Source organism: Citrobacter sp. Cpo090 (genome assembly GCF_030332665.1).
GTDB lineage: Bacteria > Pseudomonadota > Gammaproteobacteria > Enterobacterales > Enterobacteriaceae > Citrobacter > Citrobacter portucalensis.
In genome coordinates, this window is the sequence record NZ_JAOWHK010000025.1 from 1,421,080 (window position 1) to 1,444,388 (window position 23,309).

The window sequence follows — 23,309 nt, forward strand, 5'->3', positions numbered from 1 at the left end:
AACTCTTACCTCTATAAATATTATGATAAGACAGTGGAGCAAACCCAATGACACAACAACCATCGCGTGCCGGAACTTTCGGCGCAATACTGCGGGTAACCAGCGGTAATTTCCTCGAACAGTTCGACTTTTTTCTGTTCGGTTTTTACGCCACCTATATCGCCAGGACTTTCTTTCCTGCGGAGAGTGAATTTGCCGGGCTAATGTTGACCTTTGCTGTTTTCGGCTCGGGTTTCTTAATGCGGCCGGTTGGCGCAATTGTGCTGGGCGCTTACATCGACAGAATTGGTCGCAGGAAAGGGCTGATGGTGACGCTGGCCATTATGGGCTGCGGTACCCTGCTGATTGCCCTGGTACCCGGTTATCATAGTATTGGTCTGCTGGCCCCCGTGCTGGTATTGCTCGGCCGATTATTACAGGGCTTCTCCGCGGGCGTGGAGCTGGGCGGCGTCTCAGTTTATCTGTCTGAAATCGCCACACCTGGCAATAAAGGATTTTACACAAGCTGGCAGTCCGCCAGCCAACAGGTCGCCATTGTGGTGGCGGCGTTGATTGGCTACGGCCTGAACGCCACGCTGGGACACGATGAGATCTCTGAATGGGGCTGGCGCATTCCCTTCTTTATTGGTTGCATGATTATTCCTTTGATCTTCGTGCTACGCCGCTCGCTTCAGGAAACAGACGCATTTTTACAACGAACACATCGTCCCGACACCAGGGAAATTTTCACCACTATCATCAAAAACTGGCGCCTCATTGCTGCGGGTACGCTGCTGGTGGCGATGACCACTACGACGTTCTATTTCATTACTGTCTACACCCCGACCTACGGCAGGGCTGTACTCCACCTGAGCGCTCGCGACAGCCTGGTAGTCACCATGCTGGTCGGTATTTCTAACTTTATCTGGCTGCCGATTGGCGGGGCAATTTCTGACCGAATTGGTCGTCGTCCGGTGTTAATGGGGATTACCGTACTCGCACTGATCACCACCTGGCCGGTAATGCACTGGCTCACCGCCGCACCAGATTTTACGCGCATGACGTTGGTCCTGCTTTGGTTCTCGTTCTTTTTTGGTATGTATAACGGGGCAATGGTAGCCGCTCTCACCGAGGTGATGCCGGTCTATGTGCGTACGGTGGGCTTTTCACTGGCATTCAGTCTTGCCACGGCGATTTTTGGCGGCCTAACGCCGGTCATATCCACGGCGCTGGTTCAGCTAACCGGGGATAAAAGCTCACCGGGATGGTGGCTGATGTGCGCGGCACTTTGCGGACTCGCCGCCACGGCAATGCTGTTTGTCCGGCTGAGTCGGGGTTATCAACCAGTGGAACATAAGCTCTAAAATGCAAACGGGCGGAAAATTCTCCGCCCGTCGTCTTCTTCATTTTTCGATTTACTGCGCAGTATTCTTACTGCGTATTTCCTGCCAGACTTTGTCACAGTCAGCATTAACGGACTGACCGTTACCCGTGCGCGTGGCCTGGATACACTGCTGATAATCCAGCACGCGTACGCTTTCTTCATCGGCAAACTGTTGGTGCTGTTTTTCTTTCTTCAGCACATTTAACACACTTTGGCAGGCTTCAATTTTCTCCGGCGAACCCTGAGCGGTATTAATACACGCACTGTAGGCTTCTTTCAGACGGCTGTCTTCTTTCGGCGCAGGAGATTGCGCACACGCCACCAGCCCTGATGCCATAACGGCGATGAGTATCAGTTTTTTCATAACACTTTCCTCAACGAGGCGGCAGGCACCTGGCCTGCCGCTGTTGGCATTAGAAGATGGTGAACGGAGCAATAACGATGAACTTCACGTCGCGCTCATCCTGGAACATGTTGCCGTAACCACCGCCCCAGCTCGGAATGTCTGAATGGTTGTCGTACTGAGTGAAGTGCAGCTTAAACATGGTGCCCTTCGCACGACCTTCCTGCAGGGTGTATACCGCATCCAGGCTGTAAGAAGACTCTTCGATAGTCCGGTTTTTGTCGTAGTACGCATCCGGGTTAAGCTGCCAGGTTGATGGCTTAGCATCCCATGCGTAAACGTAGGACGCGCCTACCGCCCAGCCCGGCAGATTCCAGTTTTTCAGGTCATACATTGCGCCGAAGAAGACTGCCTTTTCACCGTTGGCGTTAAAGTCAGAACGGTTATCCCACCAGACATCCAGACGACCGTTCGAAGAGGCGTAGGTTGGGGTCATACGCTGCAGGAAGTAACCCTGCTGGCCGTCCGCTTTAACCCAGGTCCCTTCCAGACGCAGGTCAACGACTTCCGCCACTTTGTAGCCAAAGGTCAACGCCTGCAGCCAGGCTGTGCCATCATAAATATCGTTCACGGTACGATCATCAACTTTGTCGCGTGCACCGTAGAACTGGTAGCTGGTGGTAAATGGGTTACCGCCTAAATCGAATTTGTAGCTGGCTTTTGCGAAGTACTGATCGACATAACCTTCAGACTGACCAAATGCCGCTTCCAGCAACAGGTTATTTTTGAAGTCATATTTCGCGCCAATTGAGTGCAGGTAATCAACGCTGGTCTTTTTATCCGCCTGATAGAATTTATCAACTTCGGTGTGCCACGGTGCTTTATATTCGTTAGCCCACATATAGGAGAAGCTCAGCGCGCCAGCATCACCATAGTCGAAGTTGGCACCAGCTTCAGCACCCTGATAGGTACCTGGCATAAAACTCCAGTGCGGTGCCAGCAGAGTCTGGCCGGTTGGCTGAATGTAACCGGCACGCGCCCAGGTTGGGCCGTATTTAAATTTAGCTGCTGCTTTATAAAGGCTAATCCCGCTCTTATCGCCGGAGTAATCCTCGTCATAGCCTTTATTTTTGGAAGAGAATGCGATTTCGTTTGGATGACCGCTTTCACTACTTTCGTTCATTTCAATAGCGGTGAATGCTGCGATATCAATACCAAACATATCGGCCGCATAACCGGACTGGAAGTCGAGGTTAGCGTTCCAGGTGGAGTGAGAAAGGTTGGTTTTGTATTTGTCATGATCGGTCACATCTTTACGGTCACGCTCACGCTGCCAGTAATAGATGCCGCCGGTTAAGGTTGAGTCATCAATAAATCCTTCGGCGTGTACCTGGGGAGCGACAACAAAGCCCGACATTGCTGTGATACCGGCGATAGCCAGCGCCAGCGTACTACGTTTGCCACTAAACGTACGCATATGTTAATCCTCTTTGACATATAAAATGCTGCCGATAAAAGCGGTCAGCGAAAAAACAAAAATTAAAAAAGTAGCGCCAAGAAAACCTCAGTGACTACAATGAATAGACTATTTTTCGCGACGCGAATTATCAATCTCTTTCTGTAACGAGTATGTAATAGTATGAGCAACCGCACATATTTCATTGCTTTCTGTTACATTTTCATTGGGAGATAAAAAAGCGTTGAAAAAATGAAAAAAGCGCTTGTTTTCCATGGGGATGAAATCGGTTTCAGCCCATTTCACATTGAGGTAAGTTATTTAAACGCAAAAACATTCAGCTAAGCCATTATTACAAGCATGTAATTAATTCGCTCCGCAAATGGAGCCTGTTTCACGGTTTTTTTGCGAAAAAAAACGCCGCATGAAGCGGCGTTTAGAGAGGATGTGTTGCAGCTTATTCGCCCGCTTTAGCCCACGTATCACGCAGGCCAACGGTACGGTTAAACACCAGCTTATCAGCCGTTGCATAACGGCTGTCCAGGCAGAAGTAACCTTCACGCTCAAACTGGAACGCTTTACCTGCAACCGCTGCCTGCAGCGACGGTTCACCGTACCCCTGCTTAATGACCAGCGATTCCGGGTTAATAACGGACAGGAAGTCTTCCGCCGCACCTGGGTTTGGCACGCTAAACAGACGGTCGTACAGACGGATTTCAATCGGTAGCGCATGGGACGCGCTCACCCAGTGAATAACGCCTTTAACTTTACGACCATCGGCCGGATCTTTGCTCAGGGTATCGGCATCGTAGGTGCAGAAAATGGTGGTGATATTCCCTTCCGCATCTTTCTCAACACGTTCGGCTTTGATCACATAAGCATTACGCAGGCGTACTTCTTTGCCCATCACCAGACGCTTGTACTGCTTGTTCGCTTCTTCACGGAAGTCTGCACGATCGATCCAAATTTCACCGCTAAATGGCACTTCGCGGCTGCCCATTTCCGGTTTGTTCGGATGGTTAGGCATGGTGACCAGTTCACTTTCACCCTGCGGATAGTTTTCGATAACCAGTTTCACCGGATCGATAACTGCCATTGCGCGCGGGGCGTTTTCGTTCAGATCTTCGCGGATACAGGATTCCAGAGAAGCGATCTCAATGGTGTTGTCCTGCTTGGTCACGCCAATGCGTTTGCAGAACTCACGGATCGCGGCAGCGGTGTAACCACGACGACGCAGGCCAGAAATCGTCGGCATACGCGGATCGTCCCAGCCTTCAACGTGCTTGTCGGTCACCAGCAGGTTTAGCTTGCGCTTGGACATCACGGTATATTCCAGATTCAGGCGCGAGAATTCGTACTGGCGCGGATGAACCGGAATGGTGATGTTGTCCAGCACCCAGTCGTACAGACGACGGTTATCCTGGAACTCCAGCGTACACAGGGAATGCGTAATGCCTTCCAGCGCATCGCTGATGCAGTGGGTAAAGTCGTACATCGGGTAGATGCACCACTTGTTACCGGTCTGGTGGTGTTCGGCGAACTTAATGCGGTACAGCACCGGATCGCGCATCACGATAAACGGCGAAGCCATATCGATTTTCGCGCGCAGACAAGCCTTACCTTCTTCAAAGCCACCGGTACGCATTTTTTCGAACAGCGCCAGGTTCTCTTCGACGCTACGATCGCGGTACGGGCTGTTTTTGCCAGGCGCAGTCAGCGTACCGCGGTATTCGCGGATTTCGTCCGCTGACAGTTCGTCAACGTAAGCCAGGCCTTTATTAATAAGCTCTACCGCATAGGCGTGAAGCTGATCGAAGTAATCCGAAGAGTAGCGAATGTCGCCAGTCCAGTGGAAACCTAACCATTCAACGTCGTTTTTAATCGACTCAACGTACTCGATATCTTCTTTAACCGGGTTCGTATCATCAAAACGCAGGTTGCACTGGCCCTGGTAATCTTGCGCAATGCCAAAGTTCAGACAAATGGATTTCGCGTGGCCAATGTGCAGATAGCCATTTGGCTCCGGCGGAAAACGGGTATGGATAGTGGTGTGCTTACCACTGGCCAGATCTTCATCGATGATCTGACGAATAAAGTTACTCGGGCGGGCTTCAGCCTCACTCATCGTGGATTCCTCAAAGCGTAAACAACGTATAACGGAGTATGATCTTATAAGCGACGTCAGGAGACAACTATTAGTTGCACAAAAAAGGTGTTTCAACAGGATATATGAGGGTATTTGCTGCAAAAAAAAGCGGCGGAGGAATATCCCCCGCCGCTTAAGGCACTTAACTCACTTTACTCAGGAGCAGTTATTTACCTTTAATCTCATACAGTGGTGTTTGACCAGCAACCACATGACCTTCGGCTTTAATGACCAGAGCGCCGAAATCATCGCTGTTGCTGCACACAACCGGGCTTATCATGGAACGTGCGTTAGCGTTCAGGAACTCCAGATCCATTTCCAGAATCGGTTGCCCTGCAGTAACTTCCGCACCTTCTTCAACCAGACGCTTGAAGCCTTTACCTTCCAGCGCAACGGTATCGATGCCCATATGGACCACGATTTCCGCGCCCTTAACAGTTTCCAGACAGAACGCATGGTTAGTGTTGAAGATTTTCACGATGGTACCCGCAGCCGGCGCAACCACGATTTTATCTGTTGGTTTCACCGCTACGCCGTCGCCTACAGCTTTGCTGGCGAAGGCTTCATCAGGAACCTGCTCCAGCGCTACTACGTCACCGGTAATCGGAGAAACCAGCGCTTCAACGGTGACTGCGTTCGCTACAGCCTGCGGTTTTACTACCGGAGCCGCTGCTGCTGGCGCACTTTCACCAGACGCTGCTGCCACCGGGCCACGCGCGACAACTTTCTTCATTTCGTCGCCGATGGATTCGGCTTTCGCCCCCACGATGACCTGGATAGTTTGCTTGTTCAGCTTAACTACACCCGATGCACCTAAACGCTTACACATCGCATCGTTTACGCGACCGGAGTCGGCAACAGTCAGACGCAGACGAGTGATACAGGCATCAATCGCTTTCAGGTTATCAGTACCGCCAACCGCTGCAATGTAGTTGGTTGCCAGTTGAGCCAAACCTTCTTCAGTGTTGCTGTTGGCTTCTTCAGTAACGATATCGTCTTCTTTATCTTCGCGGCCCGGCGTTTTCAGGTTAAACATACGAATCACCGCGCTGAACAGCACAAAGTAGATGACGAAGAACACCAGGCCCATAGCGACCAGCATCCAGACGTTCTTACTTGCTGCCGGCAGGTTGTACATCAACACGTAGTCGATTGCACCTGCGGAGAAGGAGAAGCCTGCGTGGATCCCCAGCAGTGTTGCAACGAACAGGCTGATACCCGTTAACAGTGCGTGCAGGAGGTACAGCAGTGGAGCCAGGAACATGAACAGGAATTCCAGCGGCTCGGTAACACCGGTCAGGAACGCGGTGATCGCAACGGACAGCAGCATACCGCCAACCATCGGACGACGTGCTTTCGGAGCCGCGAAGTACATCGCCAGCGCCGCACCCGGCAGACCAAACATCATGATCGGGAAGAAGCCAGACATGAACATACCCGCAGTGCCGTCACCCGCGTAGAAGCGGTTGATGTCACCGTGGAATACGGTACCTGCAGCGTTAGTAAATTCGCCAATCTGGAACCAGGCGATAGTATTCAGCACCTGATGCAGACCGGTTGGGATCAGCAAACGGTTGATGAAACCAAAGATACCGGAACCCAGCGCGCCAGCGCCAACGATCCACTCACCACCCGCATGGATGGCGTTCTGTACCGGTGGCCATACGTAACCGAAGATAGCAGCCAGCACCAGACAGAAGAAGCCAGTGGCGATCGGCACAAAGCGTTTGCCGCCAAAGAAGCTCAGGAAGTCAGGCAGTTTGATACCAGACCAGCGGTTATACACGGCACCGCCGACCAGACCGGTGATGATACCAGCCAGCACGCCCATATTGATTGCAGGGTTAATGGTAACCATTGCTTTGGTCAATATGAAATAACCGACCGCACCTGCCAGTGCTGCTGCACCTGCACTGTCTTTTGACCAGCTGGAAGCAACACCGATCGCAAATATTAACGCGAGGTTATCAAAGATGGCCCCACCCGCTTGCGCGATGAAGGGTACGTTAAGTAAATCTGGTTGGCCGAATCGCAGCAGCAGTGCCGCGACTGGCAGCACAGCGATGGGGAGCTGTAACGCCCTACCCAGCCGCTGGAAAAAACCTAAAATATTCATTTTATTCCCCCTACGAGACCCCGATTAGGCTTCTTTGAAGCCATATTTTTATTGTGCGACCATTCCTGACAGCAAGATTCTGGAACAACGATATTAACCATTCATCTACATTCAGAGTGTGTGAAAAATTAATTCGTATCGCAAATTAAACGCATGTTTTTTGTGATTCCAGTCACCAAATATCGTTATTAACCCTCCCTTTCACTGGCTAACTACGAAAACTTATTTTATCATTCAAAAAATCGAAACGGATTGATCCTTACCGATGCAAAACCAGGTTACGCTTAATACTGCACAGAGACTCAATCCGCCAATTGCTTACATTTACTTTTGAGGTGAAGAATGAGACTGATCCCCCTGAATACCGCTGAACAAGTCGGCAAATGGGCTGCTCGCCATATCGTTAACCGTATTAACGCGTTCAAACCAACGGCAGATCGTCCGTTCGTTCTGGGCCTGCCGACTGGCGGTACTCCGCTGACAGCTTATAAAGCATTGGTTGAAATGCACAAAGCGGGCCAGGTGAGCTTCAAGCATGTTGTTACTTTCAACATGGACGAATATGTTGGCCTGCCGAAAGAGCATCCGGAAAGCTACCACAGCTTTATGCACCGCAATTTCTTTGATCACGTTGATATTCCAGCAGAAAACATCAACCTCCTCAATGGTAACGCGCCGGATATTGATGCAGAATGCCGTCAGTATGAAGAAAAAATCCGTTCTTACGGTAAAATCCACCTGTTTATGGGCGGTGTAGGCAACGATGGTCACATCGCGTTCAACGAACCTGCTTCCTCTTTGGCTTCCCGTACCCGCATCAAAACGCTGACTCACGACACACGTGTTGCTAACTCACGCTTCTTTGACGGCGACGTAAGCCAGGTGCCTAAATATGCGCTGACCGTTGGCGTGGGCACCCTGCTGGATGCTGAAGAAGTGATGATCCTGGTTCTGGGCCACCAAAAAGCACAGGCGCTGCAAGCCGCCGTTGAAGGCAACGTTAACCACATGTGGACCATCAGTTGCCTGCAACTGCATCCAAAAGCCGTTGTGGTCTGCGATGAACCTTCCACCATGGAACTGAAAGTGAAGACGCTGAAATATTTCAACGAGTTAGAAGCGGAAAATATTAAAGGTCTGTAATTGATGTCTCCGCCCTGTCGATAAGTTGCAGGGCGGCATTTTTTTGAAATCGGGGGTCGGAATGTATGCTTTAACCCAGGGCCGGATCTTTACCGGTCACGAAATTCTTGATGACCATGCGATTGTTGTCGCCAATGGCCTGATCGACAGCGTTTGCCCACTGGCTGAATTACCGTCAGGGATCGAACAGCGCTCACTGAATGGGGCCATTGTTTCCCCCGGTTTTATTGATGTACAGCTGAACGGCTGCGGCGGCGTACAGTTTAACGATACGGCAGAAGCCGTGACCGTTGAAACGCTAGAAATCATGCAGAAAGCCAATGAAAAATCTGGCTGCACCAACTATTTGCCAACGCTTATCACCACCAGCGATGACCTGATGAAACAAGGTGTTCGCGTGATGCGTGAATACCTGGCGAAACACCCGAATCAGGCATTAGGACTTCATCTTGAAGGCCCGTGGCTGAACCTGGTGAAAAAAGGCACCCATAATCCGGGATTTGTCCGTCAGCCGGACGCTGCGTTGGTTGATTTCCTGTGCGATAATGCGGATGTGATCACCAAAGTCACACTGGCACCAGAAATGGTCCCGGTAGAGGTCATCACCAAACTGGTGAATGCGGGTATCGTGGTTTCTGCGGGTCACTCCAATGCGACGGTAAAAGAAGCAAAAATCGGCTTCCGTGCAGGTATTACCTTTGCAACGCATCTGTTCAACGCGATGCCGTACATTACCGGCCGCGAACCCGGTCTGGCGGGCGCTATTTTGGATGAAGCCGATATCTACTGCGGTATCATCGCCGATGGCCTGCATGTTGACTACGTTAACATTCGTAATGCTAAGCGCCTGAAAGGCGACAAGCTGTGCCTGGTCACTGACGCGACCGCGCCGGCAGGTGCAAACATTGAACAGTTCATTTTCGCTGGTAAAACAATATACTACCGCAATGGACTGTGTGTTGATGAGAATGGCACGTTAAGCGGTTCATCATTAACCATGATTGAAGGCGTACGCAATCTGGTCGAGCATGCAAATATCGCCCTCGACGAAGTCTTACGCATGGCAACGCTCTACCCTGCTCGCGCCATTGGCGTCGACAAACAACTCGGCAGCATCGCGCCAGGCAAAGTAGCCAACCTGACTGCGTTCACGCACGACTTTAAAATCATCAAGACCATCGTTAATGGCAACGAGGTCGTTACTGAGTAAGAGAAAGAATGACACCAGGCGGACAAGCTCAAATAGGTAATGTTGATCTCGTAAAACAGCTTAACAGCGCGGCGGTTTATCGCCTGATTGACCAGCATGGGCCAATCTCGCGAATTCAAATTGCCGAGCAAAGCCAGCTTGCCCCCGCCAGCGTAACCAAAATTACGCGTCAGTTGATCGAACGCGGGCTGATCAAAGAAGTCGATCAGCAGGCCTCCACCGGGGGCCGCCGCGCTATCTCTATCGTCACAGAAACCCGCAACTTCCACGCCATCGGCGTACGCCTGGGTCGCCACGACACAACGCTCACGCTCTATGATATGAGCAGTAAAGTTGTCGCTGAAGAGCATTACCCCCTCCCGGAGCGCACCCAGGAAACGCTGGAATATGCGCTGCTCAACACCATTGCCATCTTTATTGAGAGCTGCCAGCGGAAAATCCGTGAGCTGATCGCAATTTCTGTCATCCTGCCTGGCCTTGTCGATCCTGAAAGCGGCGTCATCCGCTATATGCCACACATTCAGGTCGAAAACTGGGGACTGGTCGAAGCGCTCGAAAAACGCTTCAAAGTCACCTGCTTTGTTGGTCACGATATTCGCAGCCTGGCGCTGGCTGAGCACTATTTCGGGGCAAGTCAGGATTGCGAAGACTCCATTTTGGTGCGAGTGCACCGCGGAACCGGGGCAGGAATCATCTCCAATGGCCGAATTTTCATCGGTCGCAATGGCAACGTCGGCGAGATTGGTCATATTCAGGTAGAGCCGCTGGGTGAGCGCTGTCACTGCGGTAATTTCGGCTGCCTGGAAACCATTGCCGCCAATGCTTCTATTGAACATCGCGTGCAGAACTTACTGAAGCAGGGTTATCCAAGTCGACTCACGCTGGATGATTGCAGCATCAAAGCCATCTGTAAGGCAGCAAATAAAGGCGATAATCTGGCAGCAGAAGTCATTGAGCACGTTGGTCGCCACCTGGGTAAAACCATCGCCATCGCCATTAACTTGTTTAATCCACAAAAAATCGTCATTGCAGGCGAAATTACCGAGGCGGATAAGGTGCTGCTGCCTGCAATAGAAAGCTGTATCAACACGCAGGCGTTGAAGGCGTTTCGCCATAATTTACCGGTGGTTCGGTCCACGCTGGATCATCGCTCCGCCATTGGCGCTTTTGCGCTGGTGAAGCGCGCAATGCTCAACGGTACACTGCTGCAACGTTTGCTGGAAAACTAATACACGTCATTCTTCGAGCTGCCTCTGCGTTAGCTGCATCTGCTCACCCCGGTCACTTACTTCAGTAAGCTCCAGGGGTTCGCAGACTTGCCGCCTTGATGCAACTCGAATGATGTAGTGTATTTTGTGTATAGTAATGCCTTCTTTTTTTAATGTCGGATTGTCCATGGCCATTAAGAATGTAATTTGTGATATCGACGGCGTGCTGATGCACGACAATGTTGCCGTACCAGGTGCGGCAGAATTTCTGACTGGGATCCTGGAAAAAGGTCTGCCGTTAGTCCTGCTGACTAACTACCCTTCGCAGACCGGGCAAGATCTGGCAAACCGCTTTGCCACAGCGGGTGTGAATGTCCCTGATAGCGTCTTTTATACTTCCGCGATGGCTACCGCTGATTTTCTTCGTCGCCAGGAAGGGAAAAAGGCCTACGTGGTAGGCGAAGGCGCGTTAATTCACGAACTGTATAAAGCTGGATTTACCATTACCGACGTGAACCCCGATTTTGTGATTGTTGGCGAGACACGTTCTTATAACTGGGACATGATGCACAAAGCGGCGTATTTTGTCGCCAACGGCGCTCGTTTTATCGCCACTAACCCGGATACCCACGGTCGCGGCTTTTATCCCGCCTGTGGAGCGCTCTGTGCCGGTATTGAGAAGATCTCAGGTCGTAAACCGTTTTATGTCGGCAAACCCAGCCCGTGGATTATTCGTGCGGCGCTCAACAAAATGCAGGCGCACTCAGAAGAAACCGTTATCGTTGGCGACAACCTGCGTACCGATATTCTGGCTGGTTTCCAGGCGGGTCTGGAAACAATCCTGGTTCTGTCTGGCGTATCCAAGCTTGATGATATTGACAACATGCCGTTCAGACCAAGCTGGATTTACCCGTCCGTTGCGGAAATTGATGTGATTTAATTCGCAGGCCGGATAAGACGCGAGTGCGTCTTATCCAGCAATTTTGCGGCGTTATTGCCGGATAGAGGCATCAACGCCGCATCCGGCCTACGGCAGCCCCTCCATTTAATAAAACCGCCATAAAACTGTCGATTCATCAATAAACGCGTCTATTCTGTAATCTTTTTTCACTAATCCACAATGACCATTGCGTTTTTTATTTTTTGCCCCGTAATTCACTTGCGCCCTCTCCGCCTTTGCGGCATTTTCTTTATCAAGCAAACATAAAAAGCATCACGCAACAGGTTAACGGAGAAGGTTATGTGTTCTATTTTTGGCGTATTCGATATTAAAACTGACGCAGTTGAACTGCGTAAAAAGGCCCTGGAACTGTCTCGTCTGATGCGCCACCGCGGCCCGGACTGGTCAGGTATTTACGCCAGTGATAACGCCATTCTGGCACACGAACGTCTGTCCATCGTCGACGTCAATGCCGGTGCTCAACCGCTGTACAACGTGAAGAAGACACATATCCTGGCGGTTAACGGTGAAATTTATAACCACCAGACGCTGCGTGCTGAATACGGCGATCGCTACCAGTTCCAGACCGGTTCCGACTGCGAAGTTATCCTCGCGCTGTATCAGGAAAAAGGACCCGCGTTCCTCGATGACCTGCAAGGCATGTTTGCTTTTGCGCTGTACGACAGCGAGCAGGACGCCTACCTGATCGGTCGCGATCATATCGGGATCATCCCGCTGTATATGGGTTACGACGAGCACGGTAACTTCTACGTAGCGTCTGAAATGAAAGCGCTGGTTCCTGTATGCCGCACGATCAAAGAATTCCCGGCCGGTAGCTATTTGTGGAGTAAAGACGGTGAAATTCGTCAGTACTACCAGCGCGACTGGTTCGAATATGATGCAGTCAAAGATAACGTTACCGATAAAAACGAGCTGCGTCAGGCGCTGGAAGATGCGGTGAAAAGCCACCTGATGTCAGATGTTCCTTATGGAGTTCTGTTGTCCGGCGGTCTGGATTCATCCGTCATTTCCGCAATCACTAAAAAATACGCGGCACGCCGTGTTGAAGATCAGGAACGTAGCGAAGCCTGGTGGCCACAGCTGCACTCCTTCGCCGTCGGCCTGGAAGGCGCTCCGGATCTGAAAGCCGCGCAAGAGGTGGCGAACCATCTGGGTACTGTCCACCACGAGATCCACTTCACCGTGCAGGAAGGTCTGGATGCGATCCGCGACGTGATTTACCACATCGAAACTTACGATGTCACGACGATTCGCGCCTCAACGCCAATGTACTTAATGTCGCGTAAAATTAAAGCAATGGGCATTAAAATGGTGCTGTCGGGTGAAGGTTCTGACGAAGTGTTTGGCGGCTATCTCTACTTCCACAAAGCACCAGATGCGAAAGAACTGCACGAAGAAACCGTGCGCAAGTTGCAGGCGCTGCATATGTTCGACTGCGCCCGTGCCAACAAAGCCATGTCGGCCTGGGGCGTGGAAGCTCGCGTGCCTTTCCTGGATAAGAAATTCCTTGATGTGGCGATGCGCATCAACCCGCAGGATAAAATGTGCGGCAACGGCAAAATGGAGAAACACGTTCTGCGCGAATGTTTTGAGTCCTACCTGCCGGCAAGCGTCGCATGGCGTCAAAAAGAGCAGTTCTCTGATGGTGTCGGTTACAGCTGGATTGACACACTGAAAGAGGTGGCTGCAGAACAAGTTTCAGACCAACAACTGGAAACTGCCAGCTTCCGTTTCCCGTACAACACGCCATCGTCCAAAGAAGCGTATTTGTACCGTGAGATTTTCGAAGAGTTATTCCCGGTAGCAAGCGCTGCCGAATGCGTGCCTGGCGGGCCGTCGGTTGCCTGTTCTTCTGCCAAGGCGATCGAATGGGATGAGGCGTTTAAAACCATGAACGATCCGTCTGGCCGCGCCGTTGGCGTACACCAGTCCGCTTATAAATAAGTTAATCCTTAGCTAAGAGCCCTGCGGGGCTCTTTTTTTATGTTTGTTTTCTGTGCAAAAAAACAATTAATAACTAATAATTGCCGAATATTGCGTCATGCTGTTCGCAACCTAACCAAACAGTCACATTCCAGCTATTTTCAATGAAAAAGGGGTTGACGCTTCAAGGCTCAATACGCATAATGCGCCCCGCAACGCCGATAAGGTTACGCGAAAAAAAGATGGCTACGTAGCTCAGCTGGTTAGAGCACATCACTCATAATGATGGGGTCACAGGTTCGAATCCCGTCGTAGCCACCATCTTTTTTGCGGGAGTGGCGAAATTGGTAGACGCACCAGATTTAGGTTCTGGCGCCGCAAGGTGTGCGAGTTCAAGTCTCGCCTCCCGCACCATTCACCCGTAAGCGTTGCACGGATGGGGTATCGCCAAGCGGTAAGGCACCGGTTTTTGATACCGGCATTCCCTGGTTCGAATCCAGGTACCCCAGCCATTTTTTCTTCGATATAGCGGTTCACCGCAACGGTCATTGGGGTATCGCCAAGCGGTAAGGCACCGGTTTTTGATACCGGCATTCCCTGGTTCGAATCCAGGTACCCCAGCCATCGAAGAAAATGTTAGTATTTGGCTACGTAGCTCAGCTGGTTAGAGCACATCACTCATAATGATGGGGTCACAGGTTCGAATCCCGTCGTAGCCACCATATTAAGGACGTATCGATTCGTTCGGTAAATCCAAAAAATTGTTGGGGTATCGCCAAGCGGTAAGGCTCTGGTTTCTGATACCAGCATTCCGAGGTTCGAATCCTCGTACCCCAGCCAATTTCAAAAAGTCGTCCACTCTGTGGGTGCACCCGTTGGGGTATCGCCAAGCGGTAAGGCTCTGGTTTCTGATACCAGCATTCCGAGGTTCGAATCCTCGTACCCCAGCCATATTAAAAAAGCTCGCTTCGGCGAGCTTTTTGCTTTTCTAACGCCAGGTGACGGCAAGTCTTACCCGGCCTACAGGTTATGTAGGCCTGATAAGCGTAGCGCCATCAGGCACCGCTCGAGCTACAACCCTAACGCATACTTCAGTGCCTGACGTTTCAGTACGCCAGCGCGCTCTGCGGCCATGAGCCCGAGATTACGTATGATGCGCAGCGGCTGCAGGTTATTACTGAATCCGGCGTAGAACAGATCCATACCGCTTTGCATGATGAAATTGTCAGTCATACGGCGATTCTGATAGCGCTTGAGCACCGGCTGACTGGCCCAGGATTCACCGTAGCTGCGCGCGTTCACCAGCACATCAATCAACGCATCGACATCACGAAAACCCAGATTAACGCCCTGCCCCGCCAGTGGGTGAATGGTATGCGCGGCATCACCTACCAGCGCCAGCCCCGGTTGCACATATTGCAGCGCATGACGACGCGTAAGCGGGAACGCCCCCGCAGCCACTGGCATCACGTTACCGAGTCGCGATGGAAAATGTTTAGCAATCTCCGTCTGCAATTGCGACATATTCAGCGCTTGCAATTGGCGGATGCGAGCCGGTGAGTCGTACCACACCAGCGAGGCCCAGTTATCAAACAGCGGTAAAAACGCGCGCGGGCCGTCAGGCGTAAATTGCTGCCAGGTGCTATCTCCCGGTGAATTTTCGCATTGCACGGTTATCAACATACAGGACTGTGCATACTGCCAGGCATGGATACCAATCCCGGCCATTTTTCGCACCTGAGAGTTGGCACCATCGGCGCCGATGACCAGCTTCGCGCTGATGGTTTCGCCGCCTGCCAGCTCAAGCTCATGTCGATCGTTATGTTGATGCAAAGAAATCAGGGACGCCGGTACGCGCAACGTGACTTTGGGGTGAGCTTCCAGCGCCTGCCAGAGCGCCTGCTGCAAGACCGTGTTTTCCACCATATAGCCCAACAGAGGCAGCTTAAGCTCGGCGGCATCAAACATCACATGGGCATTTTCCCACTCCCACGTTTCCAGTCGACGATAAGGATGGCTGCGCATCCCCTGCACCGTATCCCAGACGCCAAGCCCTTTTAGCAACGACACCGACGCGGAACTAATGGCAGAAATTCTGACATCAGGCTGTCCGTCAGCCACAAACGGCGCGGGAACGGCATGCTCAATGACCGTTACCGTAAATCCATGCTGCGCCAGTCCAAGCGCCAGCGCGCCGCCGACCATCCCCCCGCCGACAATGGCAATTTCCGTTGGTTGATTTGTCATGGTCAATTATCCAGTTACATGTATTGTGTAAGTTTACAGGATTTTTTACCCCTTGAGGCTGACATCCGTCATACTGGTCACAACCGCGCCAAAGCAGTACACTATGCGCCCTGCATTTCAGCCACAATTTCGCAAGAGCAAGTCGATGACCAAAAAACTCCATATTAAAACCTGGGGCTGTCAGATGAACGAATACGATTCATCGAAGATGGCCGATCTGCTGGATGCCACTCATGGGTATCAACTGACTGACGTGGCGGAAGAAGCGGATGTGCTGCTGCTGAATACCTGCTCAATCCGTGAGAAGGCTCAGGAAAAAGTGTTCCATCAACTGGGCCGCTGGAAGCTGTTAAAAGAGAAAAATCCCAAGCTCATTATTGGGGTCGGTGGCTGTGTTGCGTCTCAGGAAGGCGATCATATTCGCCAGCGCGCACATTACGTCGATATTATTTTTGGACCGCAAACGCTGCACCGCCTGCCGGAAATGATCAACAAAGTGCGAGGGAGCACCACCCGTAGCCCGGTGGTTGATATCAGTTTCCCGGAGATCGAAAAGTTCGACCGCCTGCCGGAACCGCGTGCTGAAGGTCCAAGCGCGTTTGTGTCCATCATGGAAGGTTGTAATAAATATTGTACTTACTGCGTGGTGCCCTACACCCGCGGTGAGGAAGTCAGCCGTCCGGCGGATGATATTCTGTTTGAAATCGCCCAGCTTGCAGCCCAGGGCGTGCGTGAAGTGAACCTGCTGGGGCAAAACGTGAATGCCTGGCGCGGTGAAAACTACGACGGCACGATCGGATCTTTTGCCGATCTGCTGCGTCTGGTGGCCGCGATCGACGGCATCGACCGTATTCGCTTCACCACCAGCCATCCGATCGAATTCACCGATGATATCGTTGAAGTTTATCGCGATACGCCAGAGCTGGTGAGCTTCCTGCATCTGCCGGTACAGAGCGGTTCAGACCGCGTACTGAATCTGATGGGACGTACCCATACCGCGCTGGAGTACAAAGCGATCATCCGCAAACTGCGCGCAGCGCGTCCGGATATCCAGATTAGCTCCGACTTCATCGTTGGCTTCCCGGGTGAAACCACGCAGGATTTCGAGCAAACCATGAAGCTTATCGCTGACGTCAATTTTGACATGAGCTACAGCTTTATTTTCTCTGCGCGTCCTGGCACCCCTGCCGCCGATATGGTCGACGACGTGCCGGAAGAAGAGAAGAAACAGCGTCTGTACATTCTTCAGGAGCGTATCAACCAGCAAGCTATGGCCTGGAGCCGTCGTATGGTCGGCACGACCCAGCGCATTCTGGTTGAGGGCACATCGCGTAAGAGCATCATGGAACTGTCAGGCCGTACCGAAAATAACCGTGTGGTGAACTTTGAAGGCAACCCGGATATGGTCGGTAAGTTCGTAGACGTAGAAATTACCGATGTCTGGACTAATTCCCTGCGCGGTAAAGTGGTGCGTACCGAAGATGAAATGGGTCTGCGTATCGCAGAATCCCCTGAATCGGTCATTGCGCGTACCCGTAAAGAAAACGATCTGGGCGTCGGTATTTATCAACCTTAATCCCGCTGAAAGACGTAAAAGAGCCCGATACCGCTACACTTATCGGGCCTACAATCCTGGGCTCGCTGTCCCGGCGGGCCTTGTAATCTGCCCTATCATCCCCATATTTGCTGCAATGCTTGCGCCTTTCCCCCATGGCGTGAATAATTTCCTTAGATGCCGGTAAATGTTCAGCGTCCGGCGAGACATGCATAAGAGGAACAGTTTGAACATAGACACTCGCGAAATCACCCTTGAACCCGCAGACAATGCCCGCCTGTTGAGCCTTTGCGGCCCATTTGATGACAACATCAAACAGCTGGAACGTCGCCTCGGCATCGAAATTAACCGCCGTGATAACCACTTTAAACTGACCGGTCGCCCAATTTGCGTCACCGCTGCGGCAGATATTTTACGTAGTCTGTACGTCGATACCGCCCCAATGCGCGGTCAGACGCAGGACATCGAGCCTGAACAAATTCATCTGGCGATCAAAGAAGCGCGTGTGCTTGAGCAAAGCGCAGACAGCGTGCCTGAATTTGGCAAAGCGGTGAACATCAAGACCAAGCGTGGGGTAATTAAGCCGCGTACGCCGAACCAGGCACAGTACATTGCGAATATCCTCGACCACGACATCACCTTTGGCGTTGGCCCTGCGGGTACGGGTAAAACGTATCTCGCGGTTGCCGCTGCGGTCGATGCGCTTGAGCGTCAGGAGATCCGTCGTATTCTGCTGACCCGTCCGGCTGTAGAAGCGGGTGAAAAACTGGGATTCCTGCCGGGAGATCTCAGCCAGAAAGTCGATCCGTATTTACGACCGCTGTATGACGCGCTGTTCGAAATGCTCGGCTTTGAAAAGGTTGAAAAGCTGATTGAGCGTAACGTCATTGAAGTTGCGCCGCTGGCCTATATGCGCGGTCGTACGTTGAACGATGCATTCATCATTCTTGATGAGAGCCAGAACACCACCATCGAACAGATGAAAATGTTCCTGACCCGTATCGGCTTTAACTCCAAAGCGGTCATCACTGGCGATATTACCCAGATTGACCTGCCGCGTAGCACCAAATCCGGTCTGCGTCATGCCATTGAAGTGCTGGCTGAAGTCGACGAAATTAGTTTTAATTTCTTCCATAGCGAAGACGTGGTGCGCCACCCGGTGGTCGCCCGTATCGTCACAGCGTATGAAGCCTGGGAAGAAGCAGAACAGAAACGCAAAGCCGAGCAGGCTGCAGAACGCAAGCGCGAAGCTCAGGAGCAGGAACAAAAATGAGTCAGGTTATCCTCGATTTACAGCTGGCATGTGAAGACGAATCCGGTTTACCAACAGAAAGTCAGTTTCAGGGCTGGCTGGATGCGGTGATCCCGCAGTTTCAGGAAGAGTCTGAAGTGACGATTCGTCTGGTCGATGACGCGGAAAGCCACGACCTGAACCTGACCTATCGCGGGAAAGATAAATCCACCAACGTGCTCTCTTTCCCGTTTGAAGCTCCGCCGGGCATTGAGATGCCGCTGCTGGGCGATTTGATCATCTGCCGTCAGGTGGTTGAGAAAGAAGCGCAGGAGCAAGGCAAACCGCTTGAGGCCCACTGGGCGCACATGGTGGTGCACGGTAGCCTGCATTTACTCGGCTACGACCATATTGAAGACGATGAAGCGGAAGAGATGGAATCCCTCGAAACAGAGATTATGCTTGCTCTGGGCTATGAGGATCCGTACATTGCCGAGAAAGAGTAAGCATTTCGACATCTTGTAGGCCTGATAAGGCCTACAAGGTTTGAAGTACAATGAAGAGATATGCCGTCAACAGCTGAATATACGCGCATGACGAGCTTTGTATTAACTAACATGAGAACCCATACGACGCCATGAGCGACGACAATTCACACAGTAGTGACACCTTAAACAGCAAAAAGGGATTTTTTTCCCTGTTACTGAGCCAACTTTTCCACGGTGAACCGAAAAACCGCGACGAACTGTTGGAGCTGATCCGTGATTCCGGGCAAAACGACCTTATCGATGAAGATACGCGCGATATGCTCGAAGGGGTAATGGATATTGCGGACCAACGTGTTCGCGACATCATGATCCCTCGCTCCCAGATGATTACCCTGAAACGCAACCAAACTCTGGACGAATGCCTCGATGTCATTATCGAGTCTGCCCACTCGCGTTTCCCGGTAATTAGCGAAGACAAGGATCACATTGAAGGGATTCTGATGGCCAAAGATCTGCTGCCGTTTATGCGTAGCGATGCCGAAGCCTTCAGCATGGAGAAAGTGTTACGCCAGGCGGTTGTCGTCCCTGAAAGCAAGCGGGTTGACCGCATGCTGAAAGAGTTCCGCTCCCAGCGTTATCATATGGCTATCGTTATCGACGAGTTTGGCGGTGTCTCAGGTCTGGTGACCATTGAGGACATCCTTGAACTGATCGTCGGTGAAATTGAAGATGAGTACGACGAAGAAGACGATATTGATTTCCGTCAGCTCAGTCGCCACACCTGGACTATTCGCGCGCTGGCGCCAATTGAAGACTTCAACGAAGCTTTCGGCACGCATTTCAGCGATGAAGAAGTGGATACCATTGGCGGGTTGGTCATGCAGGCCTTCGGTCATCTGCCCGCACGTGGAGAGACCATCGACATTGATGGTTACCAGTTCAAAGTGGCAATGGCCGACAGCCGTCGTATTATTCAGGTTCATGTCAGAATTCCGGACGACTCACCCCAGCCCAAACTGGACGAATAAACCCGAAACTGGATCTAAGACTACATGGCATTTGCCCCATTAATTGAACGCCAGCGCATTCGCCTGCTGCTGGCGTTATTATTCGGTGCCTGCGGGACACTGGCTTTCTCACCGTATGACATCTGGCCCGCTGCGATTGTTTCGCTGATGGGCCTGCAGGCTCTCACCTTCAACCGCCGTCCGCTCCAGTCTGCCGCTATCGGCTACTTCTGGGGACTGGGACTGTTTGGCTCAGGCATCAACTGGGTTTACGTCAGTATCGCGCAGTTTGGCGGTATGCCGGGCCCCGTTAACGTCTTCCTCGTGGTTCTGCTTGCTGCTTACCTTTCCCTCTATACGGGTCTGTTTGCCGGTGTTTTGGCGCGTCTGTGGCCGAAAACCACCTGGATACGCGTAGCGATTGCCGCGCCGGTAGTCTGGCAAATCACTGAATTCCTGCGCGGCTGGGTGCTGACCGGCTTCCCATGGCTACAGTTCGGCTACAGCCAGATCGACGGTCCGTTAAAAGGACTGGCGCCGGTAATGGGCGTTGAGGCGATTAATTTCCTGCTGATGATGATTAGCGGCCTGCTGGCGCTGGCGCTGGTTACGCGTAACTGGAAGCCGCTGGTTGCCGCCTTGGTGCTTTTCGCTCTGCCCTTTCCGCTGCGCTATATCCAGTGGTACACGCTTGAGCCGGAAAAAACCACCCAGGTCTCGATGGTGCAGGGTGACATTCCGCAGTCGCTTAAATGGGATGAAGGCCAGTTACTCAACACCCTGAAGATTTATCTCGACGCCACCCAGCCTGAGATGGGCAAATCACAGCTCATCATCTGGCCAGAATCCGCTATTCCGGACCTGGAAATTAACCAGCAGCGTTTTTTGAGTATGATGGATGACCTGCTGAAATCGAAAAACAGCACGTTGATTACCGGTATCGTAGACGCACGTCTGAACAAGCAGAATCGTTACGACACCTACAACACCATTATCACGCTGGGTAAAGACAGTCCGTACAGCTACGATTCCAGCAACCGCTACAACAAAAACCATCTGGTACCATTTGGCGAGTTTGTCCCGCTGGAATCGATCCTGCGTCCGTTAGCGCCGTTCTTTGACCTGCCAATGTCTTCGTTCAGCCGTGGCCCTTATGTGCAGCCACAACTGCATGCGCACGGCTTTAAGCTGACGGCAGCCATCTGCTACGAAATCATTCTTGGCGAACAGGTTCGTGATAACTTCCGCCCGGATACGGACTACCTGCTGACCATCTCCAACGATGCGTGGTTTGGTAAATCCATCGGTCCGTGGCAGCACTTCCAGATGGCGCGTATGCGTTCTCTCGAACTGGCGCGCCCTCTGCTGCGTAGCACCAACAACGGTATTACGGCGGTGATTGGCCCACAGGGTGAGATTCAGGCGATGATCCCGCAGTTTACCCGCCAGGTGCTGACCACCAGCGTGACGCCAACCACAGGCTTAACCCCTTATGCCCGTACCGGTAACTGGCCGCTCTGGCTGCTTACCGCGCTATTTGGCTTTGGCGCGGTGGTAATGAGTCTGCGCCAGCGTCGCAAATAAACCAGTGCCCCATCAAATGCAGGCCGGATAAGGCGGTACGCCGCCATCCGGCAGTTGTGCAGCATCGTGCCTGATGGCGCTACGCTTATCAGGCCTACTCCCCCTCCAAAAGACCATTCTGGCACGTCTATTGCTTTGTTCTACAAGGCAAACGCTGTTTTGGCTGAATGTGCAACCTGGTCGCACCAAAGTTGAGCGCCGGTAGCACCTGAAAAGTGCAACAAGATATTTTTGCCCCCAAATGGTGCGGCGCACTTCGCAAAAATAAACAATAACACAGCAAATTCTTTACATTCATCCAAACTAAATGTTAACAAACACATACAAGACTGCACGTTTTAGTAGCAAACAATAACAACATCACAATGGGTATCAATGCGTCCCTGGCGCAGACGATAAAGGAGTTGGATATGCAATTACGTAAGCTCGCCACTGCCATGCTGGTCATGGGAATGTCCGCCGGTCTGGCGCACGCAGAAGACGCAGCACCAGCGGCAGGCAGCACGCTGGATAAGATCGCCAAAAATGGTGTGATCGTTGTCGGCCACCGTGAATCATCAGTACCGTTTTCTTACTACGATAATCAGCAAAAAGTGGTCGGTTATTCACAGGATTACTCCAACGCGATCGTTGAAGCCGTGAAGAAAAAGCTGAACAAGCCTGATCTGCAGGTGAAACTGATCCCGATTACTTCACAAAACCGTATCCCGCTGCTGCAAAACGGCACCTTCGACTTTGAGTGCGGATCCACCACCAACAACGTCGAACGCCAAAAACAAGCGGCTTTCTCTGACACCATTTTCGTTGTCGGCACCCGCCTGCTGGCGAAAAAAGGCGGCGACGTCAAAGATTTCGCCGATCTGAAAGGTAAAGCCGTAGTCGTGACTTCGGGTACCACCTCAGAAGTTCTGCTGCATAAGCTGAACGAAGAACAAAAAATGGATATGCGCATCATCAGCGCGAAAGACCACGGTGACTCTTTCCGTACTCTGGAAAGCGGTCGCGCCGTTGCCTTTATGATGGATGACGCCCTGCTGGCTGGCGAGCGCGCGAAAGCGAAGAAACCAGACAACTGGGAGATCGTCGGCAAACCACAGTCTCAGGAAGCCTACGGCTGCATGCTGCGCAAAGATGACCCTGAGTTCAAAAAGCTGATGGACGACACTATCGCCAAGGCGCAAACCTCAGGCGAAGCTGAGAAATGGTTTGATAAGTGGTTTAAAAATCCAATTCCACCGAAGAACCTGAACATGAATTTCGAACTGTCAGACGAGATGAAAGCCCTGTTCAAAGAACCGAATGATAAAGCGCTTAACTAACTAAAATAA

At 51.8% G+C, this 23,309-nt stretch carries 17 protein-coding genes and 7 tRNA genes; 19 read left to right on the forward strand and 5 right to left on the reverse strand.

From position 1 onward, the window contains the following. The first annotated feature begins 47 nt into the window (after positions 1-47). On the forward strand, positions 48-1,343 hold the full coding sequence (locus OGY83_RS09590) for an MFS transporter (protein ID WP_286635764.1): 1,296 nt from the start codon (positions 48-50) through the stop codon (positions 1,341-1,343). A 51-nt stretch (positions 1,344-1,394) separates the two neighbouring features. Here the strand turns inward: OGY83_RS09590 and OGY83_RS09595 are convergent, their stop codons facing one another. From OGY83_RS09595 to nagE, 4 genes are all read right to left on the reverse strand, one after another. Further along, positions 1,395-1,727: a ChiQ/YbfN family lipoprotein gene (locus tag OGY83_RS09595; protein WP_191213130.1), complete on the reverse strand. Its 333-nt coding sequence runs from the start codon at positions 1,725-1,727 to the stop codon at positions 1,395-1,397. A gap of 49 nt (positions 1,728-1,776) precedes the next feature. Beyond that, positions 1,777-3,183: a chitoporin ChiP gene (chiP, locus tag OGY83_RS09600; RefSeq protein ID WP_008784105.1), complete on the reverse strand. Its 1,407-nt coding sequence runs from the start codon at positions 3,181-3,183 to the stop codon at positions 1,777-1,779. A 436-nt stretch (positions 3,184-3,619) separates the two neighbouring features. Then, positions 3,620-5,287, reverse strand: coding sequence for a glutamine--tRNA ligase (gene glnS, locus OGY83_RS09605; RefSeq protein ID WP_079936926.1), 1,668 nt, complete (start codon positions 5,285-5,287; stop codon positions 3,620-3,622). A gap of 187 nt (positions 5,288-5,474) precedes the next feature. Continuing rightward, entirely contained in the window at positions 5,475-7,424 is a 1,950-nt protein-coding gene (nagE, locus tag OGY83_RS09610) for a PTS N-acetyl glucosamine transporter subunit IIABC (RefSeq protein ID WP_079936927.1), read from the reverse strand. A gap of 342 nt (positions 7,425-7,766) precedes the next feature. On the opposite strand from nagE, the gene nagB reads away from it, so the two are divergent. From nagB to OGY83_RS09670, 12 genes are all read left to right on the forward strand, one after another. Next, positions 7,767-8,567 (forward strand): glucosamine-6-phosphate deaminase, encoded by an 801-nt coding sequence (gene nagB, locus OGY83_RS09615; protein WP_003022803.1) that lies wholly within the window; start codon positions 7,767-7,769, stop codon positions 8,565-8,567. Positions 8,568-8,628: 61 nt separating this feature from the next. After that, positions 8,629-9,777, forward strand: coding sequence for an N-acetylglucosamine-6-phosphate deacetylase (gene nagA / locus OGY83_RS09620; protein WP_003831339.1), 1,149 nt, complete (start codon positions 8,629-8,631; stop codon positions 9,775-9,777). Positions 9,778-9,785: 8 nt separating this feature from the next. Continuing rightward, positions 9,786-11,006 (forward strand): DNA-binding transcriptional regulator NagC, encoded by a 1,221-nt coding sequence (gene nagC, locus OGY83_RS09625; RefSeq protein ID WP_048235883.1) that lies wholly within the window; start codon positions 9,786-9,788, stop codon positions 11,004-11,006. Between the two features lie 166 nt (positions 11,007-11,172). Beyond that, the gene (nagD, locus tag OGY83_RS09630; RefSeq protein WP_003022792.1) at positions 11,173-11,925 is read left to right on the forward strand and encodes a ribonucleotide monophosphatase NagD; all 753 of its coding nucleotides are present in this window, start codon (positions 11,173-11,175) and stop codon (positions 11,923-11,925) included. A gap of 300 nt (positions 11,926-12,225) precedes the next feature. Continuing rightward, complete coding sequence (gene asnB, locus OGY83_RS09635; protein ID WP_079936930.1) at positions 12,226-13,890, forward strand: asparagine synthase B; 1,665 nt, start codon at positions 12,226-12,228, stop codon at positions 13,888-13,890. A 223-nt stretch (positions 13,891-14,113) separates the two neighbouring features. Next, positions 14,114-14,190: transfer RNA gene (locus OGY83_RS09640), tRNA-Met, on the forward strand. Positions 14,191-14,198: 8 nt separating this feature from the next. Continuing rightward, a tRNA-Leu gene (locus tag OGY83_RS09645) sits at positions 14,199-14,283 on the forward strand. 23 nt (positions 14,284-14,306) lie between these two features. Continuing rightward, positions 14,307-14,381, forward strand: a tRNA-Gln gene (locus OGY83_RS09650). A gap of 37 nt (positions 14,382-14,418) precedes the next feature. Continuing rightward, positions 14,419-14,493 (forward strand) — tRNA-Gln (locus tag OGY83_RS09655). A gap of 21 nt (positions 14,494-14,514) precedes the next feature. Next, a tRNA-Met gene (locus OGY83_RS09660) sits at positions 14,515-14,591 on the forward strand. 43 nt (positions 14,592-14,634) lie between these two features. Further along, positions 14,635-14,709, forward strand: a tRNA-Gln gene (locus tag OGY83_RS09665). A gap of 36 nt (positions 14,710-14,745) precedes the next feature. After that, positions 14,746-14,820: transfer RNA gene (locus OGY83_RS09670), tRNA-Gln, on the forward strand. Between the two features lie 120 nt (positions 14,821-14,940). On the opposite strand, the gene ubiF is transcribed toward OGY83_RS09670, so the two are convergent. After that, entirely contained in the window at positions 14,941-16,116 is a 1,176-nt protein-coding gene (gene ubiF / locus OGY83_RS09675) for a 3-demethoxyubiquinol 3-hydroxylase (RefSeq protein ID WP_191213134.1), read from the reverse strand. Positions 16,117-16,261: 145 nt separating this feature from the next. Here ubiF and miaB point away from each other — a divergent pair, with 145 nt between their 5' ends. The 6 genes from miaB to gltI all read left to right on the forward strand — a co-directional run bounded on the left by miaB (position 16,262) and on the right by gltI (position 23,300). Further along, complete coding sequence (gene miaB / locus OGY83_RS09680; RefSeq protein ID WP_003831327.1) at positions 16,262-17,692, forward strand: tRNA (N6-isopentenyl adenosine(37)-C2)-methylthiotransferase MiaB; 1,431 nt, start codon at positions 16,262-16,264, stop codon at positions 17,690-17,692. A gap of 205 nt (positions 17,693-17,897) precedes the next feature. Then, entirely contained in the window at positions 17,898-18,944 is a 1,047-nt protein-coding gene (locus OGY83_RS09685; protein WP_003022776.1) for a PhoH family protein, read from the forward strand. Beyond that, a complete protein-coding gene (gene ybeY / locus OGY83_RS09690) occupies positions 18,941-19,408 on the forward strand; it encodes an rRNA maturation RNase YbeY (protein ID WP_003831323.1) in 468 nt (155 codons plus the stop codon). Before OGY83_RS09685 ends, ybeY begins: the two co-directional genes overlap by 4 nt. Before the next feature lie 131 nt (positions 19,409-19,539). Beyond that, positions 19,540-20,418 carry a CNNM family magnesium/cobalt transport protein CorC gene (gene corC, locus OGY83_RS09695; RefSeq protein ID WP_003022770.1) on the forward strand — a complete coding sequence of 293 codons (879 nt, stop codon included), beginning with the start codon at positions 19,540-19,542 and terminating at the stop codon, positions 20,416-20,418. Between the two features lie 24 nt (positions 20,419-20,442). After that, a complete protein-coding gene (gene lnt / locus OGY83_RS09700; protein ID WP_286635765.1) occupies positions 20,443-21,981 on the forward strand; it encodes an apolipoprotein N-acyltransferase in 1,539 nt (512 codons plus the stop codon). 410 nt (positions 21,982-22,391) lie between these two features. Beyond that, positions 22,392-23,300: a glutamate/aspartate ABC transporter substrate-binding protein GltI gene (gltI, locus tag OGY83_RS09705; RefSeq protein ID WP_003022762.1), complete on the forward strand. Its 909-nt coding sequence runs from the start codon at positions 22,392-22,394 to the stop codon at positions 23,298-23,300. The last annotated feature ends 9 nt before the right edge of the window (positions 23,301-23,309 follow it).